Source organism: Umezawaea sp. (assembly GCF_057122925.1).
In genome coordinates this window covers 1-13,127 of record NZ_DBNGPQ010000010.1, presented here as the reverse complement: position 1 = coordinate 13,127, position 13,127 = coordinate 1, and the positions used below count along the sequence as shown (strand labels likewise).

The window sequence follows — 13,127 nt, the reverse complement described above, 5'->3', positions numbered from 1 at the left end:
GGCGGACCCCTCGTACCGCCTCGGTGGCAGGGTGCGCGGCCGATCGTGTGAATTGGTTGCGAGATTCCTGCATCGCGCTGGTCACGGGGTTATGCATGGGCGGGGGAACGGGGGAGGCGGTCGTGGGGGTGGAGTTCGGTCTGCTCGGTGAGGTGACCGTGCGCGTCGACGGTCGGACCGGGGACCTGGGGCCTGCCAAGCAGCGGTGCGTGCTGGCGGCGCTGGCGGTGGACGCGCCCCGGCTCGTGCCCGCGGACAGGCTGGTCGAGCGGGTCTGGGGCGTGGACGTGCCGCGCCGGGGCCGCAAGACGCTGTACAGCCACGTCTCGCGGCTCCGCCAGGCGCTGTCGGCCGTCGGCGCCGCGGAGGTCGTCAGCCGGGCCGGTGGCTACGCCCTGCTGGTGGACCGGCCCGACCAGGTGGTCGACGTGCACCGCTTCCGCGACCTGTGCGCCCGTGCACGGGGGGAGACCGACGACGCCGTGGCGGCACGGGTGCTGACCGAGGCGCTGCTGCTGTGGCGCGGCCCGGCGATGACCGGGCTGGACGGCGAGTGGGCCGAGACCGAGCGGGCCCTGCTGGAGGGGGAGCGGCTGGCCGCCCAGCACGACCTGGCCGACACCCGGCTGCGCCTGGGCGAGGGCGGCGACCTCGTGGTGGAGCTGGCCGGACGGGCCGCCGCGCACCCGCTGGACGAGCGGGTCGCGGGCCAGTACCTGCTGGCCCTGCACCAGGCCGGGCGCACCGCCGACGCCCTGGAGCACTACCGGCGGCTGCGGGAACGGCTCGTCGAGGAGCTGGGCACCGACCCCGGTCCCGCGCTGCGGGACCTGCACCGCCGGGTGCTGGCCGCCGACCCCGGTCTGGCGGGCACCCCGGCGGACGGCTCCGCCGCCGTGCCCCTCCAGCTGCCCACCGCGCCGGGCCCGTTCACCGGGCGCGTCACCGAACTGGCCGAACTGGACCGAGCCCTCGCCCCCGACGGCGCCCAGCACGCGGGCGTGACGGCGGTGATCTCCGCGATCGGTGGCACCGGCGGGATCGGCAAGACGTGGCTCGCCCTGACCTGGGCCCACCGCAACCTGCACCGCTTCCCCGACGGGCAGCTGTTCGTGAACCTGCGGGGCTTCGGCCCCGACGAGCCGAAGCAGGCGGCGGGCGTGCTGGCCGACTTCCTCACCGCGCTCGGGGTCGACCGCGACCACCAGCCGCAGGACCTCGACGCCCGCGCCGCGCTCTACCGCACCCGCACCGCGGGCAAGCACCTGCTGGTGCTGCTGGACAACGCCGCCACCACCGAGCAGGTCGTCCCCCTGCTGCCCGGCGGCACCACGTGCACCGTGCTGATCACCAGCCGCCACCGGCTGCCCGCCCTGCTGACCCGCCACGGCGCCCTGCCCGTCCACCTCGACGTGCTCACCGAGCCCGAGGCCCGCACCCTGCTCGACGCGGCGCTCGGCGACGCCCGCGCCACCGCCGAGCGGGCCGTCACCGAGCTGGTCGGGCTGTGCGGCGGGTTCCCGCTGGCGCTGGGCCTGATCGCCGCCCGCATCCGCACCCGCCCCGCCCTCATCGAGGACGTCCTGGCCGACCTGCGCGACCTCGGCCTGGACGCCCTGGACTCCGACGACCCCGACGCCAGCCTGCCCGCCGTCCTGTCCTGGTCGCTGCGCCACCTCACCGCCGAGCAGCGGACCGTGTTCGGCCTGCTGGGCATCGCACCGGGACCGGACACCGACCTGCCCGCCGCCACCAGCCTCACCGGGCTGCCCGCACGGGACGCGCGCGCCGCGCTGCGGGCGCTGGCGGACACCTCGCTGGTCGCGGACGCGCCGGGCGGCCGGTACGCCATGCCCGACCTGGTCCGCGCCTACGCCGCCACCACCGCGGTCGCCGACCTGCCGGAGCCCGCGCGGCGGGCGGCGCTGGAGCGGGTGGTCGACTTCTACCTGCACACCGCCCACACCGCCGCGCTCCTCCTCTCCCCGCACCGCCCGCCGGTGGACCTCACCCCGCCCGTTCCCGGCGTGCGACCCCAGGAGCTGCCGGACCCCGGCGCCGCGCTGGCGTGGCTGGACGTCCACCACCCCCACCTGCTGGCGGCCCAGCGCACCGCCGCGGCGCACCACGGCCACGAGGCCGTGTGGCAGCTGGCCTGGACCCTGACCACCTTCCACGCCCGGCGCGGGCACCACGACGACGAGCTGGCCGTGTGGCAGACCGCCGCCGACGCCGCCGCCCACCTGCCCGACCCCACCCCGCGCACCCTGGCCCACCGGCTCCTCGGCCGCGCCTGGTCCGGGCTGGGCCTGCACGAGGAGGCCACCGGGCACCTGCGCGAGGCCCTCACCCTGGCCGACCAGCACGGCGACCCCGTCGAGCAGGCCCACACCCACTACGACCTCGCACGCGCCCGCGGCTGGCAGGGCGACGACCGGCAGGCCCTGGAGCACGCCCGCCGAGCCCTCGACCTCTACCGCGCCCTCGACCAGCCGGTCGACGAGGCGCGCACGCTCAACGTGGTCGGCTGGTTCGCCGCCCGCCTGGGCGACCACGAGACCGCCGCGGTCCACTGCGAGGCCGCCCTGGTCCTGAACCGCAGGCACCACGACCTCGCGGGCGAGGCGGCCACCCTGGGCAACCTCGGCTACTTCGCCCACCGCACCGGCAGGCACGAACACGCCCTCGACCACTACCGGACGTGCCTGGTCCTCCTCCGCCAGACGGGCGACGCCCACCACGAACCGGTGTGCCTGGAGTGGGTCGGCCAGGCCCACGCCGCCCTGGACCGCCCGGAGCAGGCCCGCGAGGCCTGGCTGGAGGCCCTGGACCTCTACGAGCGGCAGCACCGCACCACGGACGCCGCCCGAACCCGACGACAGCTGGAGGACCTGGACCGGGCGCCCGCCTGACGGGCCACCCGCCCACCGTCAGCGCACCCGTCGACGCGGACAGGCCCTGGAACCGCACGAGCGGCAGAACCGCGTCGCCCGAACCCGGTGGCGGCGCGACGAGCAACCCACGGGGCCCCGGCGCACCCACCACCGCGGACGACCCGGCGGCCCGCCATGGCCGGTAGCCGCACCTCATCCCGGTCCGCACGCTCCCGCGCAGGTGCTCGCCGAGCACGTGATGGGCCGCCGCGACCCGTCCAGCGCCCGCCGGACCGCGTTCCGGGACGGGTTCCCATTGCTGACATACCAACTGGTCGGTACGCTCCTGGTCGTGGGCAACGACGACGAACGGCAGATCGACGCGGTGGTGCTGGACTGGGGCGGGGTGCTCACGGTGTCGGTGCCGCGGTTCGTCGAGGACTGGCTGCACAGCGAGAACATCGACCGCGAGCGCTACGGGGTGACGATCCGGGCCTGGATGGGGCGCGACGCGCTCCCGGACAACCCGGTCGCCCGCCTGGAGACCGGTCAGCTGCCGGTCGCGGAGTTCGAACGGCTGCTGGCCGCCGAGCTGGTCACCGTCGACGGCGGCGAGATCGCCGCGTCGGGCCTGCTGCGCCGCATGTTCGGCACCGCGAACACCGACCCGGCGATGGTGGAGCTGGTCCGCGAGGTCCGCGCGAGCGGCGTCCGGACCGTGCTGCTGTCCAACAGCTGGGGCGAGGGCTACCCCGAGGACCTGCTGCTGGAGCTGTTCGACACGCTCGTCATCAGCGGTCGCATCGGGCTGCGCAAGCCCGACCCCGCGATCTTCACGCACACCCTCGACCTGCTGGACCTGCCGGCCGACCGGTGCGTCTTCTTCGACGACATGCAGGTCAACGTGGACGGCGCCAGGGCCGTGGGCCTGCACGCGCACCTGCACACCGACGCGGACAGCACCCGTGCCGCGCTGGCCGACCTGGGAGTGAAGCCGTGACCGACCTGCCGGGCCTGGACCTCGACAAGCTCGCCGCCCACCTGGGCACGGGCCCGCTGACCGGCGAGCTGATCCCCGGTGGCCGCTCGAACCTCACCTACCGGGTGACCGACGGGCGGGACCGCTGGGTGCTGCGCCGCCCGCCGCTGGGCCACGTGCTGGCCACCGCGCACGACATGACCCGCGAGCACCGGGTGATCTCCGCGCTGGCCGACACCGCCGTGCCCGTGCCGCGCGCGGAGCTGCTGTGCACCGACCCCGAGGTGATCGGCGCGCCGTTCTACCTGATGGAGGAGGTCGCGGGCGCGGCCCTGCGCGACCGCGCCCAGTGCGACTGGCTCACCCCCGACGCCGCGGCGGTGCTGGCGAACCGCCTGGTGGACGTGCTGGCCGACCTGCACGCCGTCGACCCCGACTCGGTGGGCCTCGGCGACTTCGGCCGCCCGGAGGGCTTCCTGGCGCGGCAGGTGAAGCGGTGGGGCAAGCAGCTCGACGCCTCGCGCAGCCGCGACCTGGAGGGCATCGACGACCTGCGCGACAGGCTGGGCGACCGCGTCCCCGACTCGGCGCGGGCGACGATCATCCACGGCGACTACCGGCTGGACAACGTGCTGGTCACCCGCGACCCCCTGGGCATCAGCGCGGTGCTGGACTGGGAGATGGCCACGCTGGGCGACCCGCTCGCCGACGTCGGCCTGCTGCACGTCTACTGGCACGGCCTCGGCATCGACCAGGACCCGATCACCGGCACCGTCCCGTCGCTGCCCGGCTTCCCCGGCGCCGGGGAACTGGTCGCCCGCTACGCCGCCCGCACCGGCGCCGACGTGTCGAACCTCGGCTGGTACGTCGCGTTCGGCTACTTCAAGCTCGCCGTGATCCTCGAAGGGATCCACTACCGCTACACCACGGGCAAGACGGTGGGCGCGGGGTTCTCCCAGCTCGGCTCGTTCACCCTGCCGCTCGTGCGCCAGGGCCTGCTCGCGATCAAGGAGTACTGACCGATGGACTTCGCGTACGACGCCAAGACGGAAGACTTCCGCACCCGGCTGCTGTCGTTCATGGACGAGTTCGTCTACCCCGCCGAGGCGGTGCTGGAGGAGCAGCTCGCGGCCTCCGACGACGAGTGGACGCGCAAGCCGGTCGTCGACGAGCTGAAGGCCCGCGCCCGCGAGGCCGGGCTGTGGAACCTGTTCCTGCCCGACGCCGAGCACGGCGCGGGCCTGACGAACCTCCAGTACGCGCCGCTCGCGGAGATCACCGGCCGCAGCCCCCACCTGGCCCCGGAGGCGTTCAACTGCGCCGCGCCGGACACCGGGAACATGGAGGTGCTGGCGATGTTCGGCACCGAGGAGCAGAAGAAGCAGTGGCTGCGGCCCCTGCTGGACGGCGAGATCCGCTCGGCGTTCTGCATGACCGAGCCCGACGTGGCGTCCTCGGACGCGACGAACATCGCGACCCGCATCGAGCGGGACGGCGACGAATACGTGATCAACGGGACCAAGTGGTGGTCCTCGGGCGCGATGAACCCGAACTGCGCGATCTTCATCGTGATGGGCAAGACCAACCCGGAGGCCGAGCGCCACCAGCAGCAGGCGATGATCCTGGTCCCGCGCGACACCCCCGGTGTCGAGGTCAAGCGCGGCATGACGGTCTTCGGCTACACCGACGGCCCGCACGGCGGTCACGCCGAGGTCGTCTTCACCGACGTGCGCGTGCCCGTCGACCACCTCATCGCCGGTGAGGGCCAGGGCTTCGCCATCGCCCAGGCCCGGCTGGGTCCCGGCCGCATCCACCACTGCATGCGGCTGATCGGCATGGCCGAGCGGGCGCTGGAGCTGATGTGCAAGCGCGCCAACGAGCGCGTCGCCTTCGGCAAGCCGATCGCCGCGCAGGGCGTCGTGCAGGAGTGGATCGCCGAGTCGCGCGTGCGGATCGAGCAGGCGAGGCTGCTGGTGCTCAAGACGGCGTGGCTGATGGACACCGTCGGCAACAAGGGCGCCCACACCGAGATCCAGGCGATCAAGATCGGGGTGCCGCTGATGGCGGAGTGGGTGCTGGACAAGGCGATCCAGGCCCACGGCGCGGGTGGCGTGAGCCAGGACTTCCCGCTGGCGAACCTCTGGGCGGCGGCGCGCACGCTGCGGCTGGCCGACGGTCCCGACGAGGTGCACCGCATGTCGCTCGCCAAGCGCGAGCTGAAGAAGTACCGCTAGCCCCTCGGGAGGCGCGGGAGTTCCCCCGCGCCTCCGCTCACGGGGTCAGGACCAGGCGATCTCACCGCTCCGGTCGACGAACCGCCCGGACCCCGAGCCGGGCGGCTCGGTCGCGAGGCCGACGACGGCGTCCGTGCCCTCGGTGACGGTCTGCGGACCGCTGTGGCCGTTGAGGTCGGTGGCCGTGTAGCCGGGGTCGGCGGCGTTGACCCGGACGTCCGGCAGCGCCTTGGCGTACTGCGTGGTCAGCATCGTGAGCGCCGCCTTGGAGGCGGTGTAGAGCGGGACGACCACCGACGACTCCGGCCGCGCCGGGTCGTGGGTGTGGGCGAGCGAACCCGTCCCGCTGCTGACGTTGATCACGACCGGGTCCGCCGACCGGCGCAGCAGCGGCAGGAACGCGGTGGTCGTGCGCACCACGCCCGCGACGTTGACGTCGAACACGGCGAGCGCGTCGGCACCGGTCAGCGCGGCGGCGTCGCCGGAGGGGCCGTGGATCCCCGCGTTGTTGACCAGGACGTCGACGACGCCCTCGCGGTCCGCGACGTCCCGCGCCGCCGCGGCGACGGAGGCGTCGTCGGTCACGTCGATGCGGACGAACCGCGCGCCCAGCGCCGCGGCCGTCCGCTCGCCCTGCTCGGTGTCGCGGGCCCCGACCAGCACGGTGTGGCCGAGGTCGACGAGGCGGCGGGCGGTCTCGCGGCCGAGCCCCTTGTTCGCCCCGGTGATGAAGGTGATCGTCATGCCGTCGATCCTGGGCCGATCCCGTGGACCCGACCAGGGACGCTTCGACGGTGGGAACGGCAGTACCACCCCCAGCGCCGCGATCTGCCGGAGGATGGGGGCATGAGCACAGCCGGGTTGGGCGCGATGATCCGCACGTGGCGCGACCGCCTGCCACCCTCGGCCGCCGCGCTGCCGGTGGGCCGGGCCCGGCGCGCGACCGGGCTGCGCCGCGAGGAGTTGGCCGACCTCGCCGGGATGTCGGTCGACTACGTCGTGCGCCTGGAGCAGGGCCGCGCCACGTCCCCGTCGGCGCAGGTGGTGGCGTCACTGGCGCGCGCACTGCAACTGACCGCGGCCGAACGCGACCACCTCTACCGGCTGGCCAACCTGGTGCCGCCCGCCGACGGCGTGATCTCCGACCACATCCCGCCCGGCGTGCACCGCGTGCTGACCCGGCTCGGGGACGTCGCGGTCGCCGTGTTCGCGGCGGACTGGCAGCTGGTCTGGTGGAACCGCGGGTGGGCCGCGCTGCTGGGCGACCCCGCGTCCTCGCCGCCGCGGCTGCGCAACTTCGCCCGCGACCGGTTCCCGCTGACCCCCGGTCCGCCTCACCTCGCGCGGTGGCCCGTCGCCGAGCAGGACGGCGACGCCACCGACGCCGCCGTGGTGTCCGACCTGCGCCGCGTGAGCGGCCGGTTCCCCGGTGACGCGCGCCTGGCGGAGCTGATCCGCGCGCTGACCGCGGGCAACGAGCGGTTCGCCGAGCTGTGGGCGACCGGCGCGGTCGCGGCGCACCGGGAGGACCACAAGACGATCGACCACCCCTCGGTGGGGCCGGTGGAGGTCGACTGCGACGTGCTCACCGACGGCGACTCCGAACTCAAGATCGTGGTCATGACCGCCGCGCCCGGCAGCGACGACGAGACCAGGCTGCGGCTCGCCGACATCGCCGGGCCACCGGTGGCGGTGGGCCCGCCCGGTCGGGACTAGGTGGGCCCACCGCCACCGGTCACGGGTGCAGGCGCTGCCGGTCGCGCGGGAACAGCGCGGCGCGGCGGACGTTGTCCAGGCCCAGCAGCCGGGCGGTCCACCGTTCCAGGCCGATGGCGAACCCGCCGTGCGGCGGCATGCCGTGGGCGAAGACGTCCAGGTGGTCCGCGTGCGCGGCCGGGTCCTCGCCCCGGTGCTCCAGCGCGGCCAGGTAGTCGGCGTGCCGGTGCAGCCGTTGACCGCCCGTCACGAGTTCCAGACCGCGGAAGAGCAGGTCGAAGCTGTTGGACGACGCCGGGCGGTCCGGGTCGGGGTGGGTGTAGAAGGGGCGCTTGACCATCGGGTAGCCGGTGACGAACAGGAACTCCGAACCGTGCTCGGCGCGCGCCCACCCCGAGAGCCACCGCTCGTGCGCGGGAGCGAGGTCCGGCTCGCCGCGCGGGTCCTGGTCGGTGTGCCGGGCCAGCAGGGCCTGGGCGTCGGTGAAGTGGATCTCCGGGACCTCCGCGGGCACGTCCGGCAGCTCCGCCCCCAGCAGCGCCACCGCGGCCGGGGCGCGTTCGGCGACGGCGGCGACCATCCCGGCCACGGCCTCGCGCAGGACGGCCATGACGTCGTGGTGGTCGGCGACGAACCCGAGCTCGGCGTCCAGGCTGGTGTACTGCGCCAGGTGCCGGGTGGTGTCGTGCGGTTCGGCCCGGAACACCGGCCCGACCTCGTAGACCCGTTCGAACACCCCGACCATGGCCTGCTTGAACAGCTGCGGCGACTGGGCGAGGAACGCGGGCGCGCCGAAGTAGTCGACGCCGAACACGCTCGCGCCGGACTCGGTGGCCGACCCGACGATCTTGGGGGTGTGGATCTCGGTGAACCCCCGCTCGTGCAGCGCGCCGCGGAACCCGGCCACGCTCGCGGCGGCGACCTCGAACGGCGCGCGCAGCCGCGGGTGGCGCAGGGCGACGGCGGCGTTGTCCAAGACCGTCGGGAGGGTGGCGGTGACGTGGGGCCGGTAGAGGTCGAACGGCGGGGGCGCCGACCCGGCGAGCACGGTGATCGCGGGGTCGGTGACCTCCGCCCCGCCCGGCGCCTTGTCGTTGGCGGTGACCAGGCCGTGGACCTCGACGACGGTCTCCTCGCCGAAGTCCGGGGCCGGTCCGGTCAGCACGACCTGGGCCAGGCCGGTCCGGTCGCGCACGACGAGGAAGGACACGGACTTGAGGACGCGCAGGCGGTGGACCCACCCGGCGATCCTGACGTGCTCGCCGACGTGCCGTGGCAGGTCGGCGGCGGTGGTTCGGGAGATCATCACACTCCAGGGGACGTGCGCGATCCTTTGGGGGCGCGGGCGAGAAAGGGAACTCGCGGTACCACCGCGCCTTCGCCGCCACCCGCGAACGGGCGGCGGCCTCGACGAGCCCGATGACGGGGGCGGGCCGGCGGGGCATGGGGCGGGGGTGTCCCCGCCGTTCCTCCCCGCGCTCGGGAGGGTCTTCACCGTGGGGCGCGAGGCCGCCTTCCCAGCTGCCGGCGGCTCTCTGGACCCGCGTGGTCCCCCGGCTACTCGTCTCCGTCGACGCGTTGGCACCACCGTAGGAGCCTCCGGCCCGCCCGCGCTCGTCATTTTCCGGACGTGGAGATCCACCGGGCCAGCGCCACCAGCGTCGACTCGGCGCTGTCGGCCATGTGGTCGCGCAGCGAGGCCACCTCGGCACGGGTCGAGCCCAGCACGGGGACGTGCCGCAGCAGCCGCCACGACTGTGCGACGACCGTGCCGCCGCCGTCCTCCCGGAACGTCCACCGCCACCGCACGATCCCGTCCTCCTCACCGCCCACGACGAACGCGAACTCCTCGCCCGGTGTCGCCGCCACGACCTGCGAGCGGGTGGCCCACTCCCGGTCGTCGCGCCGGTTGTGGCCGCTGAACCACGCCCCGACGCGGGGCCCGTCGCCGGGGTCGTAGGCGACGGCGCCGGCGCTGGGGCTCCAGCGCTCGATCAACGACACGTCGCTGACCAGGTCGTAGACCTGGGCGGGCGGGGCCGCGACCCAGGCCCGGCGGGTGAAGGCGAACCCGGTCACGTCGACGGTGTCCAGTCCGGTGCTCATCGTGGTCTCTCCTGGCCTCGTCGGGGTTGACGTGGTCCACCCTGCGGGCCGCCGCGCGACCGGTGCCACACCCCGCGGAGCCTCACCCCGCCGGGGTGAGGCTCCGCGGGGTGTGGCCGTCGATACTCGACACCATGGACGGACAGGGACGGCTCGGCGACTTCCTCCAGGCGCGGCGGGCGCGGGTGCGTCCCGAGGACGTCGGCCTGCCCACCTACGGCGACCGCCGCCGCGTCCCCGGACTGCGGCGCGAGGAGCTGGCGCTGCTCGCGGGCGTCAGCGCGCCCTACTACGCGCGGCTGGAGCAGGGGCAGTCGCACAACGCCTCACCGGAGGTGCTCGACGCCATCGCCGGGGCGCTGCGGCTCGACGACTCCGAGCGCGGCCACCTGCACGCGCTGGCGAGCCCGGCGGCGCGGCGCAGGCCGGTGCGCAGGCCGCCGCCGGAGGAGGTGCCCGCGGTGACCCGCGCGCTGCTCGCGGCCGTGGGCGACGTGCCCGTGATCGTGCTGGGACGGCGGACCGACGTGCTGGCGTGGAACCGGATGGGGCACGCGGTGTTCGCGGGCCACCTGGACCCCGCCGCACCCGACGACCCCGCGTCGCGGCCGAACATGGCGAGGCTGGTGTTCCTCGACGCCCACGTCCGCGAGCTGTACCCCGACTGGTCCGCGAAGGCGAAGGCCGTGGTGGGCAACCTGCGGGTGGTCGTCGGCCTGCACCCGGACGACCCGCTGCTGGCAGGCCTGATCGGCGACCTGTGCGTGCGCAGCCCGGAGTTCGCGGGCATGTGGGCCGACCACCGGGTGCGCGTGTGCGACGCCGTCGACCACCGCGTGCACCACCCGCTGGTCGGGTCGATGACGCTGACCCAGCAGACGTTGCGGAGCCCGCGGAGCGGGGGCGTCCACGTCGTGGTGGCCGTCCCCGAGCCGGGATCGGCGTCGGAGAGCGCCCTCGCCCTGCTCGCGAGGTCCATCGCCCCGCGGCCCGGCGTGCGCGACGGGGTCAGGCCGTCGGGAACCTGAGCACCCAGCGGCGCTGCCACGGGGTCTCGGCGGCGTGGCGGTCGTAGTGGGTGCGGGTCCAGGCGAGGGCCTCCTCGCGCGGGACGCCCGCGAGCACGGCGAGGCAGGCGACGACGGTGCCCGTGCGGCCCTTGCCGCCGTGGCACGCGACCTCGACGCGGTGGCCCGCGCGGGCGTACCCGTGCAGCTCGCGGATGCGGGCGACGGCCTCGGCGCTGTCGCGCGGCAGCAGGAAGTCCGGCCAGCGGACCCACTCGTGCGGCCAGGTGATGGTGTGGTCGTGACGCTTCCGCAGCCGCGTCCCGCCCAGGTAGAGGCCGTGCTCGGGCTCCGGTCCGGTGGGCGCGGGGTCGCGCAGGCCCCGGCCCCTCACCCGTGTTCCGTCGGGCAGTTCGATGGCGCCCGTGAGGTGCGTGCTCGTCATGCCTCCATCCTCCCGATCGGGCGCGGTCCACTTCCGGGTGGGCCGGGTCAACCGAACGGTTGATGCCGCCGTCAACCTTCTCCCGATCGGGCTGAGACCTTCAGCGGATCCACCCGCGGTTCGGACGCTGCCATCGTGGGGGTGCCCGAACGACGAGGGGGGACTCCTGTGAAGGGCATTCGACCAACACTCGCGACCGCCGCGGTCCTCGCGCTGCTGGGCGCGGCCGTCGCGACAGCGGACCCGGCCACGACCACCGCCGGAGGTGGGCGCGGCGACTGGGCGACCTGGCAGAAGGACCTGTCGGGGAGCAGGCACAACGCCGCCGAGCGGCGGATCACCCCGCGCACCGTCGGCGGCCTGGAGCTCAAGTGGGCCTTCGCGTACCCGCACACCGAGGCACCGGTCCGCAGCCAGCCCGCGATCGTCGACGGCGTCGCCTACTTCGGCGGCCCGGACGGCAGGTTCTACGCCCGCGACGCCCGCACCGGCGCCGAGCGGTGGACGTTCGACCTGAGCGGCGTCGAGCCCGGCCCGGGCCCCGCCGTCCCGTGGGACGGGCCGGCGGTCGCCAACGGCAGGGTGTACTTCGGCGACATCCGCGGGTACGTCTACGCGCTCGACCAGCGCGACGGCCACCTGGTGTGGGCCAAGCAGGTCGACGCGCACCCGGCGGCCACGGTGACCAGCTCGCCGATCGTGTTCGAGGGCCGCGTGTACGTCGGGACGTCCAGCGGCGAGAACACCGCGGGCCGCGACTACCCGTGCTGCACCTTCCGCGGCCACATCGACGCCCTGGACGCCGACACCGGCGCGCTGGCGTGGCGGCACCACACGGTGCCGGAGCCGAAGGCGGTCGGCACGTGGCCCAGCGGCGCGACCAGGTACGAGCCGTCGGGCGCCGGGGTGTGGAGTTCACCGGTGATCGACCCGAGGACCCGCACGCTCTACGTCGGCACCGGCCAGAACTACACCGGCAGCGCGGGCGACTTCGACACGCTGCTCGCCCTCGACCCGCGCAGCGGCGCGGTCAAGTGGCGCAACCAGGTCACGAAGGCCGACACGTGGCGCTCGCTGTGCAACGACCCCGACCCGGAGGGCTACTGCCCCGGCCTCAAGGACGGTTCGGCGCTGGACTACGACATCGGCGCCACGCCCAACATCTTCACCGTCGGCGGCCGCACCCTGGTCGGCGTCGGCCAGAAGCTCGGCGTCTACCACGTGTTCGACGCCCGCACCGGTGAGGTCGTCTGGCGCAGGCAGCTCGGCGTCCCGCTGCCCAGCGGCGGCGTCTCCGGCATCCAGTGGGGTTCGAGCTACGACGGCGAGCGGCTCTACATCGCCACGTACTTCGCCGACCCGGGCAAGGTCTTCGCCGTGGACCCCGCCACCGGCACCGTCCTCTGGCAGACCCCCAACCCCGCGGACGGCTGCACCACCGGCGGCGCCGCCGCCCACCCCGACATCTGCACCCTCGGCCACGGCCCCGCGGTCAGCAGCAGCCCCGGCGTCGTCTACGAGGGCGGCAACGACGGCAAGCTGCGCGCCTACTCCGCCAAGACCGGCCGGGTGCTCTGGACCTACGACACCGTCCGCGACGTCACCGGCGTCAACGGCCTGCCGGGCCGCGGCGGCGCCATCTCGGGCGGCGGCGGGGGAGCGGTCATCTCCCACGGGATGGTCTACGTGCACTCGGGCTACGCCCCCGCCTACCCGAACCCCGACCGCGGCCACGTCCTGCTCGCCTTCGGCCTGTGAACACCGGGT

At 74.7% G+C, this 13,127-nt stretch carries 11 protein-coding genes; 7 read left to right on the top strand and 4 right to left on the bottom strand.

The window, feature by feature from the left end:
* The first annotated feature begins 122 nt into the window (after nt 1-122).
* The 4 genes from AC156L_RS01255 (at nt 123) to AC156L_RS01240 (ending at nt 6,086) form a co-directional block, all read left to right on the top strand.
* Entirely contained in the window at nt 123-2,912 is a 2,790-nt protein-coding gene (locus tag AC156L_RS01255; RefSeq protein WP_330875413.1) for an AfsR/SARP family transcriptional regulator, read from the top strand.
* Between the two features lie 313 nt (nt 2,913-3,225).
* Entirely contained in the window at nt 3,226-3,873 is a 648-nt protein-coding gene (locus AC156L_RS01250; RefSeq protein ID WP_330875414.1) for an HAD family hydrolase, read from the top strand.
* Entirely contained in the window at nt 3,870-4,871 is a 1,002-nt protein-coding gene (locus AC156L_RS01245) for a phosphotransferase family protein (RefSeq protein ID WP_330875415.1), read from the top strand. Before AC156L_RS01250 ends, AC156L_RS01245 begins: the two co-directional genes overlap by 4 nt.
* Before the next feature lie 3 nt (nt 4,872-4,874).
* Nucleotides 4,875-6,086 carry an acyl-CoA dehydrogenase family protein gene (locus tag AC156L_RS01240; RefSeq protein WP_330875416.1) on the top strand — a complete coding sequence of 404 codons (1,212 nt, stop codon included), beginning with the start codon at nt 4,875-4,877 and terminating at the stop codon, nt 6,084-6,086.
* 45 nt (nt 6,087-6,131) lie between these two features.
* On the opposite strand, the gene AC156L_RS01235 is transcribed toward AC156L_RS01240, so the two are convergent.
* On the bottom strand, nt 6,132-6,830 hold the full coding sequence (locus AC156L_RS01235; protein ID WP_330875417.1) for an SDR family NAD(P)-dependent oxidoreductase: 699 nt from the start codon (nt 6,828-6,830) through the stop codon (nt 6,132-6,134).
* A 102-nt stretch (nt 6,831-6,932) separates the two neighbouring features.
* Here AC156L_RS01235 and AC156L_RS01230 point away from each other — a divergent pair, with 102 nt between their 5' ends.
* Nucleotides 6,933-7,802, top strand: a complete 870-nt coding sequence (locus AC156L_RS01230; protein WP_330875418.1) for a helix-turn-helix transcriptional regulator — start codon at nt 6,933-6,935, stop codon at nt 7,800-7,802.
* Nucleotides 7,803-7,821: 19 nt separating this feature from the next.
* On the opposite strand, the gene aspS is transcribed toward AC156L_RS01230, so the two are convergent.
* On the bottom strand, nt 7,822-9,108 hold the full coding sequence (aspS, locus tag AC156L_RS01225) for an aspartate--tRNA(Asn) ligase (RefSeq protein WP_330875419.1): 1,287 nt from the start codon (nt 9,106-9,108) through the stop codon (nt 7,822-7,824).
* A 311-nt stretch (nt 9,109-9,419) separates the two neighbouring features.
* A complete protein-coding gene (locus AC156L_RS01220; protein WP_330875420.1) occupies nt 9,420-9,908 on the bottom strand; it encodes an SRPBCC family protein in 489 nt (162 codons plus the stop codon).
* 134 nt (nt 9,909-10,042) lie between these two features.
* Between AC156L_RS01220 and AC156L_RS01215 the strand changes: the two genes are divergently transcribed.
* A complete protein-coding gene (locus tag AC156L_RS01215) occupies nt 10,043-10,936 on the top strand; it encodes a helix-turn-helix domain-containing protein (RefSeq protein ID WP_330875421.1) in 894 nt (297 codons plus the stop codon).
* On the opposite strand, the gene AC156L_RS01210 is transcribed toward AC156L_RS01215, so the two are convergent.
* Entirely contained in the window at nt 10,917-11,360 is a 444-nt protein-coding gene (locus AC156L_RS01210) for a protein-tyrosine phosphatase family protein (protein WP_330875422.1), read from the bottom strand. The genes AC156L_RS01215 and AC156L_RS01210 overlap by 20 nt on opposite strands.
* 168 nt (nt 11,361-11,528) lie before the next feature.
* On the opposite strand from AC156L_RS01210, the gene AC156L_RS01205 reads away from it, so the two are divergent.
* Nucleotides 11,529-13,118: an outer membrane protein assembly factor BamB family protein gene (locus AC156L_RS01205; RefSeq protein ID WP_414719846.1), complete on the top strand. Its 1,590-nt coding sequence runs from the start codon at nt 11,529-11,531 to the stop codon at nt 13,116-13,118.
* The last annotated feature ends 9 nt before the right edge of the window (nt 13,119-13,127 follow it).

Coding starts and splice junctions, on each gene's coding strand:
- AC156L_RS01220 (WP_330875420.1), bottom strand. CDS start 9,908: ATGAGCACCGGACTGGACACCGTCGACGTGACCGGGTTCGCCTTCACC.
- AC156L_RS01240 (WP_330875416.1), top strand. CDS start 4,875: ATGGACTTCGCGTACGACGCCAAGACGGAAGACTTCCGCACCCGGCTG.
- AC156L_RS01230 (WP_330875418.1), top strand. CDS start 6,933: ATGAGCACAGCCGGGTTGGGCGCGATGATCCGCACGTGGCGCGACCGC.
- aspS (WP_330875419.1), bottom strand. CDS start 9,108: ATGATCTCCCGAACCACCGCCGCCGACCTGCCACGGCACGTCGGCGAG.
- AC156L_RS01235 (WP_330875417.1), bottom strand. CDS start 6,830: ATGACGATCACCTTCATCACCGGGGCGAACAAGGGGCTCGGCCGCGAG.
- AC156L_RS01215 (WP_330875421.1), top strand. CDS start 10,043: ATGGACGGACAGGGACGGCTCGGCGACTTCCTCCAGGCGCGGCGGGCG.
- AC156L_RS01210 (WP_330875422.1), bottom strand. CDS start 11,360: ATGACGAGCACGCACCTCACGGGCGCCATCGAACTGCCCGACGGAACA.